This is a genomic window from Halapricum hydrolyticum (assembly GCF_025517535.1).
Taxonomy (GTDB): Archaea; Halobacteriota; Halobacteria; order Halobacteriales; family Haloarculaceae; genus Halapricum; species Halapricum hydrolyticum.
In genome coordinates this window covers 38,526-52,235 of record NZ_JAOPKC010000009.1, presented here as the reverse complement: position 1 = coordinate 52,235, position 13,710 = coordinate 38,526, and the positions used below count along the sequence as shown (strand labels likewise).

The 13,710-nt window shown below is 65.3% G+C and carries 17 protein-coding genes and 1 tRNA gene; 7 read left to right on the top strand and 11 right to left on the bottom strand.

Annotated features, from left to right (window positions below; genetic code table 11):
* Window positions 1-3: 3 nt before the first annotated feature.
* The 5 genes from OB916_RS09500 to moaA all read right to left on the bottom strand — a co-directional run bounded on the left by OB916_RS09500 (window position 4) and on the right by moaA (window position 2,838).
* Complete coding sequence (locus OB916_RS09500) at window positions 4-390, bottom strand: 30S ribosomal protein S11 (protein WP_315909057.1); 387 nt, start codon at window positions 388-390, stop codon at window positions 4-6.
* Between the two features lies 1 nt (window position 391).
* Window positions 392-904: a 30S ribosomal protein S4 gene (locus OB916_RS09495; protein WP_315909056.1), complete on the bottom strand. Its 513-nt coding sequence runs from the start codon at window positions 902-904 to the stop codon at window positions 392-394.
* Window positions 904-1,425 (bottom strand): 30S ribosomal protein S13, encoded by a 522-nt coding sequence (locus tag OB916_RS09490; RefSeq protein WP_315909055.1) that lies wholly within the window; start codon window positions 1,423-1,425, stop codon window positions 904-906. The genes OB916_RS09495 and OB916_RS09490 overlap by 1 nt, the downstream gene beginning before the upstream one ends.
* A 17-nt stretch (window positions 1,426-1,442) precedes the next feature.
* A tRNA-Ser gene (locus tag OB916_RS09485) sits at window positions 1,443-1,525 on the bottom strand.
* Between the two features lie 299 nt (window positions 1,526-1,824).
* A complete protein-coding gene (gene moaA, locus OB916_RS09480; protein ID WP_315909054.1) occupies window positions 1,825-2,838 on the bottom strand; it encodes a GTP 3',8-cyclase MoaA in 1,014 nt (337 codons plus the stop codon).
* Between the two features lie 137 nt (window positions 2,839-2,975).
* Between moaA and OB916_RS09475 the strand changes: the two genes are divergently transcribed.
* Window positions 2,976-4,013 (top strand): Mrp/NBP35 family ATP-binding protein, encoded by a 1,038-nt coding sequence (locus OB916_RS09475; RefSeq protein WP_315909053.1) that lies wholly within the window; start codon window positions 2,976-2,978, stop codon window positions 4,011-4,013.
* Window positions 4,014-4,029: 16 nt separating this feature from the next.
* Here OB916_RS09475 and lysS read toward each other — a convergent pair whose 3' ends face one another.
* Window positions 4,030-5,691 (bottom strand): lysine--tRNA ligase, encoded by a 1,662-nt coding sequence (gene lysS, locus OB916_RS09470; protein ID WP_315909052.1) that lies wholly within the window; start codon window positions 5,689-5,691, stop codon window positions 4,030-4,032.
* On the bottom strand, window positions 5,684-6,382 hold the full coding sequence (gene pyrH, locus OB916_RS09465) for a UMP kinase (protein ID WP_315909051.1): 699 nt from the start codon (window positions 6,380-6,382) through the stop codon (window positions 5,684-5,686). The genes lysS and pyrH overlap by 8 nt, the downstream gene beginning before the upstream one ends.
* Before the next feature lie 152 nt (window positions 6,383-6,534).
* Between pyrH and OB916_RS09460 the strand changes: the two genes are divergently transcribed.
* The 3 genes from OB916_RS09460 to OB916_RS09450 all read left to right on the top strand — a co-directional run bounded on the left by OB916_RS09460 (window position 6,535) and on the right by OB916_RS09450 (window position 9,170).
* Window positions 6,535-7,359, top strand: coding sequence for a molybdopterin synthase (locus OB916_RS09460; protein ID WP_315909050.1), 825 nt, complete (start codon window positions 6,535-6,537; stop codon window positions 7,357-7,359).
* 247 nt (window positions 7,360-7,606) lie between these two features.
* Window positions 7,607-7,873: a DUF7123 family protein gene (locus tag OB916_RS09455; protein WP_315909049.1), complete on the top strand. Its 267-nt coding sequence runs from the start codon at window positions 7,607-7,609 to the stop codon at window positions 7,871-7,873.
* 172 nt (window positions 7,874-8,045) lie between these two features.
* A complete protein-coding gene (locus OB916_RS09450) occupies window positions 8,046-9,170 on the top strand; it encodes a site-2 protease family protein (RefSeq protein WP_315909048.1) in 1,125 nt (374 codons plus the stop codon).
* A gap of 44 nt (window positions 9,171-9,214) precedes the next feature.
* Here the strand turns inward: OB916_RS09450 and thiL are convergent, their stop codons facing one another.
* Window positions 9,215-10,084, bottom strand: coding sequence for a thiamine-phosphate kinase (gene thiL / locus OB916_RS09445; RefSeq protein WP_315909047.1), 870 nt, complete (start codon window positions 10,082-10,084; stop codon window positions 9,215-9,217).
* Window positions 10,085-10,173: 89 nt separating this feature from the next.
* Between thiL and OB916_RS09440 the strand changes: the two genes are divergently transcribed.
* Window positions 10,174-11,205 carry a lysylphosphatidylglycerol synthase transmembrane domain-containing protein gene (locus OB916_RS09440; RefSeq protein WP_315909046.1) on the top strand — a complete coding sequence of 344 codons (1,032 nt, stop codon included), beginning with the start codon at window positions 10,174-10,176 and terminating at the stop codon, window positions 11,203-11,205.
* Here the strand turns inward: OB916_RS09440 and OB916_RS09435 are convergent.
* Together OB916_RS09435 and OB916_RS09430 are read right to left on the bottom strand one after the other, a co-directional pair.
* A complete protein-coding gene (locus tag OB916_RS09435) occupies window positions 11,202-11,804 on the bottom strand; it encodes a hypothetical protein (RefSeq protein ID WP_315909045.1) in 603 nt (200 codons plus the stop codon). The two genes, OB916_RS09440 and OB916_RS09435, sit on opposite strands and share 4 nt — an antisense overlap.
* Window positions 11,805-12,308, bottom strand: a complete 504-nt coding sequence (locus OB916_RS09430) for a hypothetical protein (RefSeq protein ID WP_315909044.1) — start codon at window positions 12,306-12,308, stop codon at window positions 11,805-11,807.
* A 121-nt stretch (window positions 12,309-12,429) separates the two neighbouring features.
* Between OB916_RS09430 and OB916_RS09425 the strand changes: the two genes are divergently transcribed.
* Window positions 12,430-12,675: a hypothetical protein gene (locus tag OB916_RS09425; RefSeq protein WP_315909043.1), complete on the top strand. Its 246-nt coding sequence runs from the start codon at window positions 12,430-12,432 to the stop codon at window positions 12,673-12,675.
* Between the two features lie 56 nt (window positions 12,676-12,731).
* On the opposite strand, the gene OB916_RS09420 is transcribed toward OB916_RS09425, so the two are convergent.
* Window positions 12,732-12,905 (bottom strand): hypothetical protein, encoded by a 174-nt coding sequence (locus tag OB916_RS09420; protein ID WP_315909042.1) that lies wholly within the window; start codon window positions 12,903-12,905, stop codon window positions 12,732-12,734.
* Between the two features lie 118 nt (window positions 12,906-13,023).
* On the opposite strand from OB916_RS09420, the gene OB916_RS09415 reads away from it, so the two are divergent.
* A complete protein-coding gene (locus OB916_RS09415) occupies window positions 13,024-13,623 on the top strand; it encodes a helix-turn-helix domain-containing protein (protein ID WP_315909041.1) in 600 nt (199 codons plus the stop codon).
* Window positions 13,624-13,710: the final 87 nt, after the last annotated feature.

Here is a 13,710-nt window from a genome sequence, read left to right as displayed (position 1 = left end):
AGATTACCCGCTGGATTTCGGACTTCGCGTACCGTCGTGTGGAATCGGCGTGACGTCCTCGATGCGGCCGATCTCCAGGCCTGCCCGGGCCAGGGCGCGAATCGTCGCCTGCGCACCCGGACCGGGGTTGGTCTGGAGGTTTCCGCCGGGGCCGCGCACGCGGACGTGAACGCCCTCGACGCCCTGTGCCTGGGCGTCCTCGGCGACGGTCTCGGCCATCTGCATCGCTGCGTAGGGCGAGGCCTCGTCGCGGTTCTGTTTGACGACCGTCCCGCCGCTGGATTTGGCGAGCGTCTCCGCGCCGGTCAGGTCGGTGATCGTGATGATCGTGTTGTTGAACGATGCGTGCACGTGGGCGATGGCCCACTTGCTGTCGTCTTCGTCTGCCATGTTATTGTTCCTCCGCGCGTTCGGGGTGGAGTTCGTCCGCGAGTGGACTGTTCTCGTCGAAGGCGATCGCGCCCTCCTCCTCGACTGCGACCTTCTTCGAGGGGGTCTGGACCCGGGCACCGTCGACGGTGACGTGTCCGTGGACGATGAACTGCCGGGCCTGATCGGGCGTGTTGCCCAGTCCCTTCCGGTAGGCGACCGTCTGGAGCCGTCGTTCGAGCACGTCGGTCACGTCCAGCCGCAGGACGTCGTCGAGCGTGTCCTGCTCGCCGAGAATGCCCAGGCGCCTGAGCCGCGTGATGAACTCGCTGGCTTCCTCGTCGCCGCTGTCCGCACGGCCGAGCAGTTCTCGGGCCTCGCGGCGATAGCCGCGCAGTTCGGACTGGGCGCGCCAGAGTTCCTCTTTGTTCTTGAGACCGTACTGGCTAACCAGCCCGGTCTCCTCACCGATCCGCTCACCCTGGTAGGGGTGGTTCGGAGTCTCGTAGAACTTGGTGTTCGATCCGAGTGCCATTATTCTTCCTCAGCTGCGGCTTCCTCAGCCTGTTCTTCTTTGATCGCTTCGACGTTGACACCGATCGTCCCCTCGGTACGGCCCGTGGACTTGGTGCGCTGGCCACGGACTTTCTGTCCGCGCTTGTGGCGGACGCCCTTGTAGGAGTCGATCATCTTCATGCGGTTGATGTCCTGACGACGCGTGAGATCGAGCTCGTTACCGATCTCGTGGGTCGTCTCACCGCTGAAGAAGTCGTTGCGATGGTTCGCGAGCCACTCCGGGACCTCGTCGGCGAACCCTTCGACCAGTTCGACGATCTCGTCGATCTGCTCTTCGTCGAGGCGGCCGAAGGTTTCCCGGCGATCGACGCCCGCCTTCTGGGCGATGATCCGAGCGGCGCGGTGGCCGATACCGTTCATGTCTGTCAGCGAACGCTCGACCGACTTGGTGCCGTCGAGGTCCGTCTGTCCGATGCGGACGAAGTACTGGAGGTCCTCGTCGTCCTCCGGCACGTCCGCGTCTGGGTCTTCTGCACTCATGTGTGGGTTGGGTGAAGCGTCGTGGCGGGGATTCGAACCCCGGAGGCTTGACGCCACATGGTTAGCAACCATGCGCCTTGGGCCGCTTGGCTACCACGACTCGCTTGCAGTGTACTCGCGCCCTCTCGGACTCGGGGGCCGGTCCCCCTGCACGATTCGTACGTGACTGCTCTGTTGTGCCGGCATATAAGCCCAACGGATCGACCGCCGCGTGTCAAAACGGATCAACCGTCGTGGGGCGCTGTCGGACGGCGGCAAACCAGCCGCCGTCGGGCGCTGCATGTCGACGGCAAACCAGCCGTCGTGGGGCGCTGCATGTCGACGGCAAACCAGCCGTCGTGGGGCGCTGCATGTCGACGGCAGATCAGCCGTCGTCTAGCGCTGGCGGACGGCGACAGTTCAGTCGTCGTCTGCCGTGACCCGGCCGTGTTCGACGACAAGCGGTTCGCCGACGTACTCGTCGTTTCGCACCCATTCGCCGTCTTCCTCGACCATGAACTCCCCGTAGTAGGGCACGCGGTCGCCGACGACCTCGTGGAACGCGGCCCGGATCTCTGCTTCGGACAGTTCGCCCATCGGATGCACACGCGGACGGTTGAGACATCCCTTCAGCGAACCGTCGTGGGTGACGCGCACGCGATGGCAGCTTTCGCAGAAATCAGCGTTTTCGACCGGATCGACGACCTCGACCATTCCCTCACCGTCGCCGTCTTCGGCACGGACGAAGTACCGCTTGCGGTCGTGCATCTCCCGGGTTTCCACGCGGTCGGCGCGGTCGTCCAACCACTCGTGGACGCGGTCGACGTCGACCGCCCACTCGGGGTGGCCCGCGATCTCGGGCATGTACTCGATGAGCTGCAACCGCAGGCCGTCGCGCTCGGCGACCCGATCGACCAGCTGCGGGACGTACTCGACAGTGCCCTCGAAGACCACCATGTTCAGCTTGACCGGGTCGAGTCCGGCCTCCAGCGCGGCGTCGACACCCTCGACGACCCGGTCGTAGGCACCGCTTTTCGTGATCTCGGCGAACGCCTCGGGATCAACCGCGTCCTGGGAGACGTTGACCCGTTCGAGGCCGGCTTCCACCAGCCCTTCGGCACGACCCGGCAGGAAGGAACCGTTCGTCGTCAGCGAGACCTCCATGCCATCGGGCGCACGCCGGACGATCTCTTCGAGGTCCTCCCGCAACATCGGCTCGCCGCCGGTGAGCTTGACGGCCTCGACGTCCAGATCGGCGGCGACCGACAGCACGCGGACGACCTCGTCGGTAGTCATTTCCTCGTCCCGTGGTGCCATCGGTCCGCGGGTATCGCCCAGCCCCTCGTTGTGGCAGTACACGCAGTCGAAGTTACACCGGTCGGTCAGCGACATCCGGATCTCGGTCAGCTCGCGGCCGAACCCGTCGACGAGCATTACTCCTGTAGGTGTTCTCGGACGAGCGATTTAACTCCGCCGCCCAACGGGGCTTCGACGTAACTCCTATCGATTACCGTCACGACGAGCGGTCGTTGTCACAACCCTTATCGACAGTCCGGCGCCAACTCCGTGGCATGGACGAACAGGAGATACGCGATCGGCTCGCAACCGTCGAGGACCCGGATCTCGGCGACGACATCGTCTCACTGGGACTGGTCAACGACATTACGATCGATGACGACAGCGTCACGATCGACCTCGCACTCGGTGCGCCGTACTCGCCAACGGAGACGGCGATTGCCGAGAACGTCCGCGAGGCGCTCGCCGACCTCGACATGGAAGTCGAGTTGTCCGCGTCGATCGACCGTGGGCTCGAGCCCCACGAGCAGGTACTGCCGAACGTGACGAACATCATCGCCGTCGCCTCCGGGAAAGGTGGCGTCGGCAAGAGCACCGTCGCGGTCAACCTGGCTGCAGGACTGTCCGACCTCGGTGCCGACGTGGGCCTGTTCGACGCCGACATCTACGGTCCGAACGTCCCGCGGATGCTGGGCTCGGACGAGCGGCCCGAAGCGACCCCCGACGAGCAGATCATCCCGCCCGAAAAGCACGGCCTGAAGCTGATGAGCATCGATCTACTGATGGGCGAAGACGCGCCCGTGATCTGGCGCGGCCCGATGGTCGACAAGGTGCTCACGCAGCTGTGGGAGGACGTCCAGTGGGGCGATCTCGATTACATGGTCGTCGACCTGCCGCCGGGGACCGGCGACACCCAGCTGACGCTGCTGCAGACCGTTCCCGTCGCCGGGGCTGTCATCGTCACGACGCCACAGGAGGTCGCACTCGACGACGCCCGGAAAGGACTGGAGATGTTCGGCAAACACGAGACGCCCGTCCTGGGCATCGTCGAGAACATGAGTTCGTTCAAGTGTCCCGACTGTGGCTCCGAGCACGCGATTTTCGGCGACGGCGGCGGGGAAGCGTTCGCCGAGGAGATGTCGATGCCGTTCCTCGGACGGATCCCGCTCGATCCGGCGATCCGCGAGCGCGGCGACGCGGGCGAGCCGATTGTCTTCGGTGAGGGCGAGACCGCCGGCGCGTTCCGGTCGTTCGTCGAGAAGACCGCGAACAATCAGGGCTTCGTCAACCGGCGGCGCGCGTCCGAGAAGTAAGAGAAATCCGACAGTTCTAGCGTTCTTGCCGGAGCCGGTCGACGACGAACGACCGGTCCAGTTTCGCCAGGAACGGCCCGAGCTTGGGCCCTTCTTCGAGGTCGAAAAAGAGTCGATAGCCGGCGGCGAACAGATCGGCTACCTCGACGCCGTGGCGGTCGGCGGCCTCGTAGATCTCGGCCTGGATATCTTCGCCGTCGCCACCCGACTGGACGACGTCGGCCACGTCTTCCAGAGCCTCGGCGGTCGCCGTGTCGAACTCGACGTCGGGGATCGATTCGCGCTTGAGTTCGTAGTTGAACTCGTTGTCCGTCCGGCGGGCCCACTCGCGGGCGCGCTCGACCCGCGACAGCGCCTTCTCGACGGCCCAGTCGGGGGCGTCGTCGGGAATATGCCCCTCACGGCGCGCGATCTCCTCGCGGAGGTCGGGGTCGTCGGTCATCCCGAGTACCGCGGCGAACGTATAGGGGATGCGGATCCGCTCGGGCCGGGGCTCTTCGAGTAGCGGATACGCGCGCTCGGCGAGCTCGGCCTCCTGTTCGGCGAGTTCTGCGGCTCGATCGCCGTCCGTCTCGACCTCTCCGAAATAGAGCTGCTCGAAGCGGTCGAACTCGTCGACCAGCTGATCGAGACCGTCGATCGAGAAGTCCCGCGCTGTCGTCGGATCCTTGAGGAAGAAATACCGGAGTACCTCCGGCTCTAGCAGTTCCAGGACCTCTTCGACGGTGACGATGTTGCCCGAGGAGGAAGAGAGCGCCTCGCCGTCGAGAGTGAACCACTCGTAGACCATCGGCACCGGTGGCTCGGTGTCGAAGACGTTCCGGGCGATGTCCTCGCCGGAGGGCCAGGACCCCTCGGCGTGGTCCTTGCCGAAGGGCTCGAAGTCGACGCCGAGCACGTCCCACTGGGCGGGCCACTCGAAGCGCCAGGGGAGTTTCCCCTCACGAAGCGAGGCCGTCCCCTCGTGGCCACACCCCTCGATCGTCTCGTCGCCGGCCTCGACGTCCGCACAGACGTACTCGATCTCGCCGGCGTCGAGGTCGACGTTCGTGATCTCTTCTGTGAGATGTCCACACGCTTCACACTGTGCCTGGAACGGAACGTAGTCCTCGTCAATCTTCGCCTGGTACTCGCCGAGCACCTCGCGTGCGCGGTCCTGGTTCGCGAGGACGTGTTCGATGGCGTCGTCGAACGCTCCCGACTCGTAGAGTTCCGTGTTCGAGACGAACTCGATCGGGACGCCCAGTCGCTCTGCGTCCTGTTCGAGAATCTTCGTGAAGTGTGCTCCATACGAGTCACAGCAACCGAACGGATCGGGGATGTCGGTGTATGGCTTGCCGAGGTTCCGGCCGAGTGCCCCGGCGTCGACTTCGCCGAGCCCGACGATGTTCCCGTCCAGATCCGCGAGTCGTCGCGGGAGCTTGCGCAGACGATCCCGGTCGTCGCTGGTGAACACCTGCCGGACCTCGTGACCGCGCTCGCGCAGGACCTCGGCGACGAAATACCCGCGCATAATCTCGTTGACGTGCCCCAGGTGGGGAACGCCCGACGGGGAGACGCCGCCCTTGATCACGATCGGTTCGTCGGGGTCGCGCGACTCGATCGCGTCGGCCACGGCGTCGGCCCAGAAGACCCGATCGCTCGATCGACCGACTTCGTAGGGATCGAGTTCAGTCATGGTCCGGTGTGATTCGGGTTCCCTCGAAGTCGTCGTCCAGAACGGCCCGACCGACCGACCCGGGGTCCGTCCCGTCGAGTACGATGGCTTCGATCCCCGAGCGCTCGATCACCTTCGCTGCGAGCAGGTCGATCGGGGCGTTCGACCCGGCGGAGCCGAGCGACTCGCCGCGGGCGACCAGTTCGACCAGTTCGCCCGCGGTCATCTCCTCGTAGCGCTCGGCGTCGGGGTCCTCGTTCGGATCGGCGTCGAAGACGCCGGGGACGGAGGTCGCGAACACGAGCTGGTCGGCGTCGACGTATTCGGCGAGGGCCGCGGACACGGCGTCGGTCGTCTGGGCCGGCACGACCCCACCCATCACGACCACGCGATCCCGGTGGAGCGACTCGGCTGCTTCCTCGTAGTTCGTCGGCACTGTTGGCGATGCGAGATCCTCGTCCAGCGCCGCCAGCAGGAGACGGGCGTTCAGCCGCGTCGTGTCGATCCCGAGCTGGTCGAGTTCGCCCTCGTTGGCACCCAGCGATCGGGCCGCGCCGATGTACTCCCGGGCGGTCGGACCGCCGCCGACGACGACCCCGAGGTCGTGGCCCGCTGCCGCCAGCGATTCGACGACGTCGGCGTACTCCGCCACCCGCCCGGCGTCCAGATCCGGTACGAGCACGCTCCCGCCGATAGAGACGACTGTTTTCATTGGATCGGCGTAGCCGCGATGCGCTCTTAAGTATTGTCAAGCAGTCTCTGGACGTGCTCCCGTCTCGTGTCACCGAACACCACGGGAGGACATCGACGGCTGGCTGCAGCATGACCGCTACTGTCAAACCGTCGGCCCTCCTCTGGGAGCACATGCACGTACTGGGTGTCGTCGGCTACTCCGACACCGGGAAGACGACGCTGCTGGAGCGACTGGCCGAGCGACTGGCCGAACGCGGGCGCGTGGCGACGATCAAGCACCTCCACGAGTTCGACATCGACGTCGAGGGCAAAGACACTGATCGCCACCGCGCGGCCGGCGCTGACCGGACTTACGGGATAACCGACGACGGCGAGTGGTTCGCGACAGGGTCGGACCGGACGCTCCGGGACGCCCTCGAGGACGTCGCTCCGGAGTTCGACTACGCGCTCGTCGAGGGGTTCAGCGGGGCCGCGATCCCGCAGGTCGTCATCGGCGAGCGCGACCACGCCGGCGACGCGATCGCGACCGCGCCGGAGGCCGACGCGGTCGACGTCGACGACGTCGTCGACGCGCTTGAACAGACGGAGCCGTTCGAGACGCTCGAATCGCTCGTCTGGCGCGTCAAAGACGATCCCGCCGCTGAACGCGCCGGAGCGATCGCGACGTTTACCGGGCAGGTCCGGGCGAAAGACGGCCCCGAAGACGACCGTACCGAACACCTGGCCTTCGAGAAGTACGAGGGAGTCGCCGAGCAGCGACTTGCGGGTATCGAGCAGGACCTCGAATCCAGGGACAGCGTGCTGTCGGTTGAACTTCACCACCGGACCGGCACGATCGAGGCCGGAGAGGACATCGTTTTCGTCGTCGTGCTCGCAGGCCACCGCACGGAGGCGTTCGAGGCCGTTTCCGACGGGATCGACCGTCTCAAAGAGGACGTCCCGATCTTCAAGAAAGAAATCACCGTTGAGGACTCCTTCTGGGTACACGAGCGGTAATACCGGTTTTCGATTTTGCGAACACGGGGGTTTTCGGGTACTTCAGCCCGCGATCGTATGACGATAAAATCACAATAGGATGAAGATCAGAAACGCTAATGTGCTGTTTTAAAATGTCTCGGGGGTTTTGAGAGTGTTTTAAAACGTCCGGGAGATACCGGCCTGCGCTAAAATCGGCCGAACTCCATCAAAGCTTCCTGCGCTTATATGCACCCACAGACGATACGGGATGTTGAGGCGATTTCAAATGAGTGCGACGACACAGCCCTCCCCTGACAGTGCTGAGCCGGAGTCGACGGCGTCCAAAGAGGAACGTCTCCGGTCGTATCTTCGCGAGAAGGTGACCGAGAACGGCGAACTCTACTTCAAGAGCAAATTCATCGCCGACGAGGTCGGTCTCTCGCCGAAAGAGATCGGCGCGCTGATGGTCAAGCTCAAAGAGTCGGCGAGCGACATCGAAGTCGAAAAGTGGTCCTACACGAGCGCAACGACCTGGCGGATCGAGCCAGCCTGATGGATACGGATCGCTGTACGTCCCCTCCGCATCGACCGCCCAATGGCGGTCGGAGCGGTAAATCGCTACAGCAACCCGTCTGACATTGTGTCCCCGCGGCTGTCGCTCCTGCGGTATTCGCCGTTTCGAACCGTCGATATTTTATGAACCACTCCCCTGTCGATAGACAGGAATGTCGACGGTGCCGCCAGCGGACGCCCCGACGGCGGAGGACCTCGCGCCGGTCTTCGAGGTACTCGAGGTGCGCCACGAGGACGACCGGATACTCTACGTCGGCCGTCCGCGCGCACCGCTATCGACCGTCGAATCGGAGCTCGCACCGCTGTTTTACGAGCGCGGCTTCGACCTGCAGTTGACGGCCCGCTCGGGGGACGGGAACCCCGAGCACGTCCTGGTCGTCAGCGAGCGCTCGATCGGGATCGACGGCGTCCCTTGGAAGAACCTCGCCCTCGCGCTCGCGACGGTGCTGACGACGCTGTACGCGGGGACAGTCTGGTATCACGTGGACGTGACTGCCGACCCGCTGAACCTGTTGCGAGCCTGGCCGTTCTCGCTCGGGATCCTTACGATCCTGGGCGTCCACGAGTTCGGTCACTACCTCACCAGCCGGATTCACCGCGTCGACGCCAGTCTGCCGTATTTCATTCCGATCCCGCCCCCGTTCGGAACCGCCGGCGCGATCATTCGGATGCGTGGCCGGATCCCGAACCGGAAGGCGTTGCTCGACATCGGTGCCTCCGGCCCGCTTGCGGGCATCGTCGCGACCGTCGTCGTGACGGTGATCGGACTCTCCCTCGACCCGATCACGGTCCCCCGGTCGGTCGCGACGAGCGACGCCGCCCGGATCGAGTTCGCCGAGCCGCTGTTGTTGCGCGGGCTGGCGTGGCTGACCGGCCAGCCGATGTCGTACGCCGACCCGACGAAACAGCTCCATCCGCTGGTGTTCGCCGGTTGGCTCGGCATGCTGGTAACCTTTCTCAACCTCCTGCCGGTCGGACAACTCGACGGCGGACACGTCCTGCGAGCGCTGATGGGTCCACGCCAGGAGACCGTCGCTGCCGCGGTTCCGGCCGTGCTGTTCGGATTCGCCGGTGTGTTGCTGCTGGTCGGCGACGTCTCCGTCGAGGTCGGGATCTGGGTCGTCTGGGGCGTGTTCACGACGGTGCTGGCGTTTTTCGGCCCGGCGACCCCGATACGGGAGGAGCCACTCGACCGCAAACGGCAGGCGGTCGGTCTGCTCACGTTCGTTGTCGGGGTCCTCTGTTTCATGCCGGTGCCGTTCCGGATCATCGTCTGAGGTGACCGACGTTCGTCCACAGAGCGGAAATCGCTGTCGGAGCGTCACCCCTGATGGGTGTATCCGCGATCCGGCATCGGTTCCCCGTCGAGCGTAATTCCCTCCTCGACGACAGTGCCGATGCGGGTTAGCGGCGTCGGTGTCGCCGATTTCGCCTTCGGGAGGTGAGGTTCGGGGATCGTACAGACGAGTTCGAAATCCTCGCCGAAGAACGCACCGAGTTCGAGTCGTTCGTCCGGGCCGGCGACCGAATCGACGACGTCGTCGACGGGCAGCGGCGTTTCGACGGCCATGCCACAGGCGCTCGCCTCGGCGAGCTGGTGGAGCGAGCGGGCGAGTCCGTCGCTGGAATCCATCATCGCGCTGGCGTAAGGTGCCAGCGCGCGCCCTGCCTCGATCCGCGGCTCGAAGCGAAAGAGCTCGTTCGCCCGCTCGAGTTCGCCGCGTTCGAACAGCCTGACGGCCCCGGCGCTGCGTCCGAGCGTCCCCGTGACGCAGATCGCGTCGCCGGGCCGAGCCCCAGACCGCAATACGGGGTCGTCAGTCCGGCCGACGGCGGCCGTCGAGACGGTAAATTCCTCGTGGCTGTCGAGATCGCCGCCGACGTACTCGCTCCCGGCCCCCTCACAGACGTCGCGAGCACCGTCGACGAACGCCAGGATCTCCGCCTGCTCGAAGACGGGTGCACCGTAGACTGCGACGGCCGCCGTCGGTTCGGCCCCCATCGCGGCCACGTCCGACAGGGAGGCGCCAACGGCCCGCCAGCCCGCCGTGTATCGGGTCGTTCCCGGCGGGAAGTCGGTCGTCTCGTGCAGCATGTCGATCGTCACGACCAGCCCGTCGATCACGGCCGCGTCGTCGCCCGCGCGTGGGAGGCGATCGGCGAGCAAGCCCAGCATCGTCCGCTCGTCCATACACCCGGTTGAGTGTCGAGTGGCAAAAGCACCGGCGGTCGGGACCTCGATCCGGAGAGTTAAAGCCGCCGTCGGGCGTGCACCCGGTAATGAACGGCGACCGGTGGGTGACGGTGTTGCTGTTCGTCGTAGCGCTTGCAGTCTTGGGCGCGCTCGTCTGGGTCGCCGGGGTCGAGGAGACGCTTGCCGCACTCGGACGTGCCCGCCTGTCGCTCGTTGCGGTCGTCGTCGCCCTCACGGTCGTGTGGCTCGTCTCCTGGGGGCTGTCGCTGCACGTCGTCCTGCGTGCGCTCGGCGCGCCGGTGTCCGTCCCCAGGGCCGTGCTGGTGTTCACGGCAGCCATGTTCTCGAACAACATCACCCCGTTCGGGCAGGCCGGCGGAGAGCCGGTCAGCGCGCTTCTCATCTCCGAGGCAGCCGACAGCGAGTACGAGACCGGGCTCGCGGCGATCGCCAGCGTCGACACGCTCCATTTCGTCCCGTCGATCGGGATGGCGCTGATCGGGATCGGGCTGTTCGGGATGGAGGCGGTTGCGACTTCACGCGACCTGTATCTGTCCGTCGCGGTCCTGGTCGGCCTGTTCGTGCTCGTCATCGGTGCCGCTGTCCTGGTCTATCATTACCACCACCGGATCGAACAGATGCTCGCGACTGCCGTCACCCCGATCGTCCGCGCCGTCTCGCGGATGGTCCCCGGCCGGACACCGCCGGGGACACAGGCCGTCGAAAACCGGATCGGCAACTTCTTCGAATCGATCGACCGCATCGGCACCGACAGGCGGGCACTCGCACTCGCCGGTGGGTTTTCGACGGTCGGCTGGTTCACGCTCGGAGTAGCGCTGTGGACAGCAGCGATCTCGGTCGGTGCGTCGATTCCGCTGGCCGCCGCACTGGTCGCCGTCCCGATCGGCTCGATCGCCGGGGCGACGCCGCTTCCTGGCGGCTCCGGTGCGATCGAAACTGCGTTCGCCGCCATTCTTGTGTCGCTCACGACGGTTTCTAACGGGGGTGCCGTCGCCGCCGTACTCGTTTATCGGCTCGCGACGTACTGGCTTCCGACGATCGCCGGCGGCCTCGTCGCGGCCGCGCTCGGCGCAAAAAGCGCACAGGTTCAGTCCTAGCTCCGGGACGGCGAACGTCCCCTGCTCGCCACGGCCGCGAGTACGCCACCGAGGCCGGCGAAGACGATCGGGTACGCGATCCCGGCGAGGATCAGAGCGGCGAGGAAGTCCGGGCCGGCGGTCGCCCCGGCCGTCGTCACTTCGACCGCGATCGCCGTCACGGCCGCCGCGAGTGCGTATCCGGGGAGCGCCATCAGGCCGGACAGCCCGCCCCCGGAGACGTCGGTGTCTCCGTTCGCCATCCCGAGCAGGAAGCCACCGATCAGCAGCGTCCCGGCGGGGACCAGATACAGCAGGACGGTGAACCCGTTCTCGCCGCCGACGTACGACGCCGTTCGGCTACCGAGGACCGGCAGTCCCTGGAAGACGGTCTCGACGAAGTGTGCGTTGAAGAACACCCAGCCGACGAGTTCGAACGTGGCGGGCTCGCCGTCGAGCGCCTCGATGAGACGGTTGAGCCCCGAATCCCTGACGTCCGGGGCGACGACCAGATACGTGAGGATATAGCCCACGATCCAGGCCAGCGCGCCCGTGACGAACCCGATGATGGGCGACGGGTGGGACGACTGCGCCGTCGGAGCCGACGATCGGGCCGCCATCTAGCTCCCTCCGCCAGATACTTTCTCGGCGAACAGGTCCGCGGCTGGATCGAGCGAGGCGTACAGCCGGACAGAAATCGCCAGTAGCGATCCCAGTGCCGCCAGCAAGAACGCCATGTCGTAGATCCACAGGAGGCCGCCGAACAGCCCGGCGAAAAGCGGCGAAAGTCCCCAGTGGGTGATCAGTACGGCAGCGAGAACGACCAGCCAGTAGCCGATCGACGCCGCGTTCGCTGTCAGTTCTCCCCGGACTCTTGTCGCGACGAGCGTCGCCAGTCCAGAGGCCGTATAGACCAGCACGCCCGCGACAACGAGTCCGGCGATCGCACGGGCGAGCGCCTCGACGGAGACGTCTGTCCCCGGCAGTAACCGGTCGATACCCGGAAGCAGCGTCACGAGCGCCAGGACGAACACCGTCGCGACGGCACCGAACAGGAGCTTGCCGATAGAGCGTGCGGTTTCGCGGCTCGGTTCGAATCTGTCTTTCTCGAATGCGGGAACCATGTCTGCACCCGAGCGATCGGTCCCCAGGGACAAGTATCGGTGCGATACTCAATCCGGATTAACTCGAATTGCTCGCTCGTCGTCGGTGGGTTTTACGTCGTCGGGGACGGAGGCACTTCGTATGGACGACCAGCTTACGGCGCTCGAAACGGCGTTCGAAGACAGCGGCTACGACGTGATCGATGTCGCGCGAAACCGCAACCAGATCCGGATCGTCCTCGGCGAGGACCGGGCCGACGCGGAGCAGCTACGCTCGATCCCGGCCGAGGTCTTCGACGACGCTGATCTCCTCGGTGTGAACGTCACGACCGAATCGGTCGAGGGACAGGACGGAATGAATACCGTCGTCACTTGCCGCGTCCGGTAGCACTTCGTGCCGCGTCCGGTAAGCAGGCACGGGACTCTCGAAAGCAGCGACGACAATCAGCGAGGCGTCTCTAGTTCGAGACGCACCGTCTCGCCGTCGACCTCGGTATCGTAGCGGTGCAGTTCCAGCGGGTCGTCGGATTCCGCGACCGTGATCATCAGTGCGCCGTCCTGTGCGACGTCCCTCGTCTCGGGCGGGATCGCTGTCCGTCTCGGGCTCCGTCGGGACATGTGGGCGTGTTCCGAACAACTGAGAGAGCGGGAAAGGGATATTTTATCACCACTGATATTCTTCCCGGAGGCAGACTTGCCCGGAAGACACCGGACGGCGAGTTGCCCTCATCCAAAGATGGCCGTTCAGGAACACTCCGAAGAGCGAACGACGAAAGCGGTCCTCGAGATCTGCCCGAGCGAGCAGTGTCCACTCACTACAACTGGCGAGGACGTGATCGACGCGCAGATGCTGATCGCCAACGACGTCTGCCACTGCGAGTTCGCCGTCGAAACGACCGGCGACATCGCCGTCGAGCACTCGAGCCAGAACCATTCCGATCCCTGTAGCTGTCACGTGTTCGCGGAGTTCGACTGCGTGCCCACGATCGTCGGCGTCGAGCCGGATGGCATCGTGGTCAGTGTCTATCTCCCCGGCCACGACGTCATCTGGGAGCTCGTCACCGCCCTCAAAGAGGTCTCCGAACGGGTCGTCCTCCGGAAGATCATCGAGGAGCAGGGCACCACCGCCGAACGGACGCGCACGGTCGATCTGGAGACGATGACGGACAAACAGCGACGAGCACTCGAACTCGCCGTCGAGCACCGCTACTACGACCAGCCGAGCGAGGTCTCTCTGTCGGAGATCGCCTCGGAACTGGACATCTCCAAACAGGCACTGTCACAGCGACTCGCCACCGCCGAGCGACGAGTCTTCACTCAGCTGTTTCCGGACTGATCCGGGATCATCTTCCGGCCTGACACTTCTTTATCGAGGGTGCCACAATCCCGATCGCTGACCCGACTTGTCGCCGGACATGGCTGT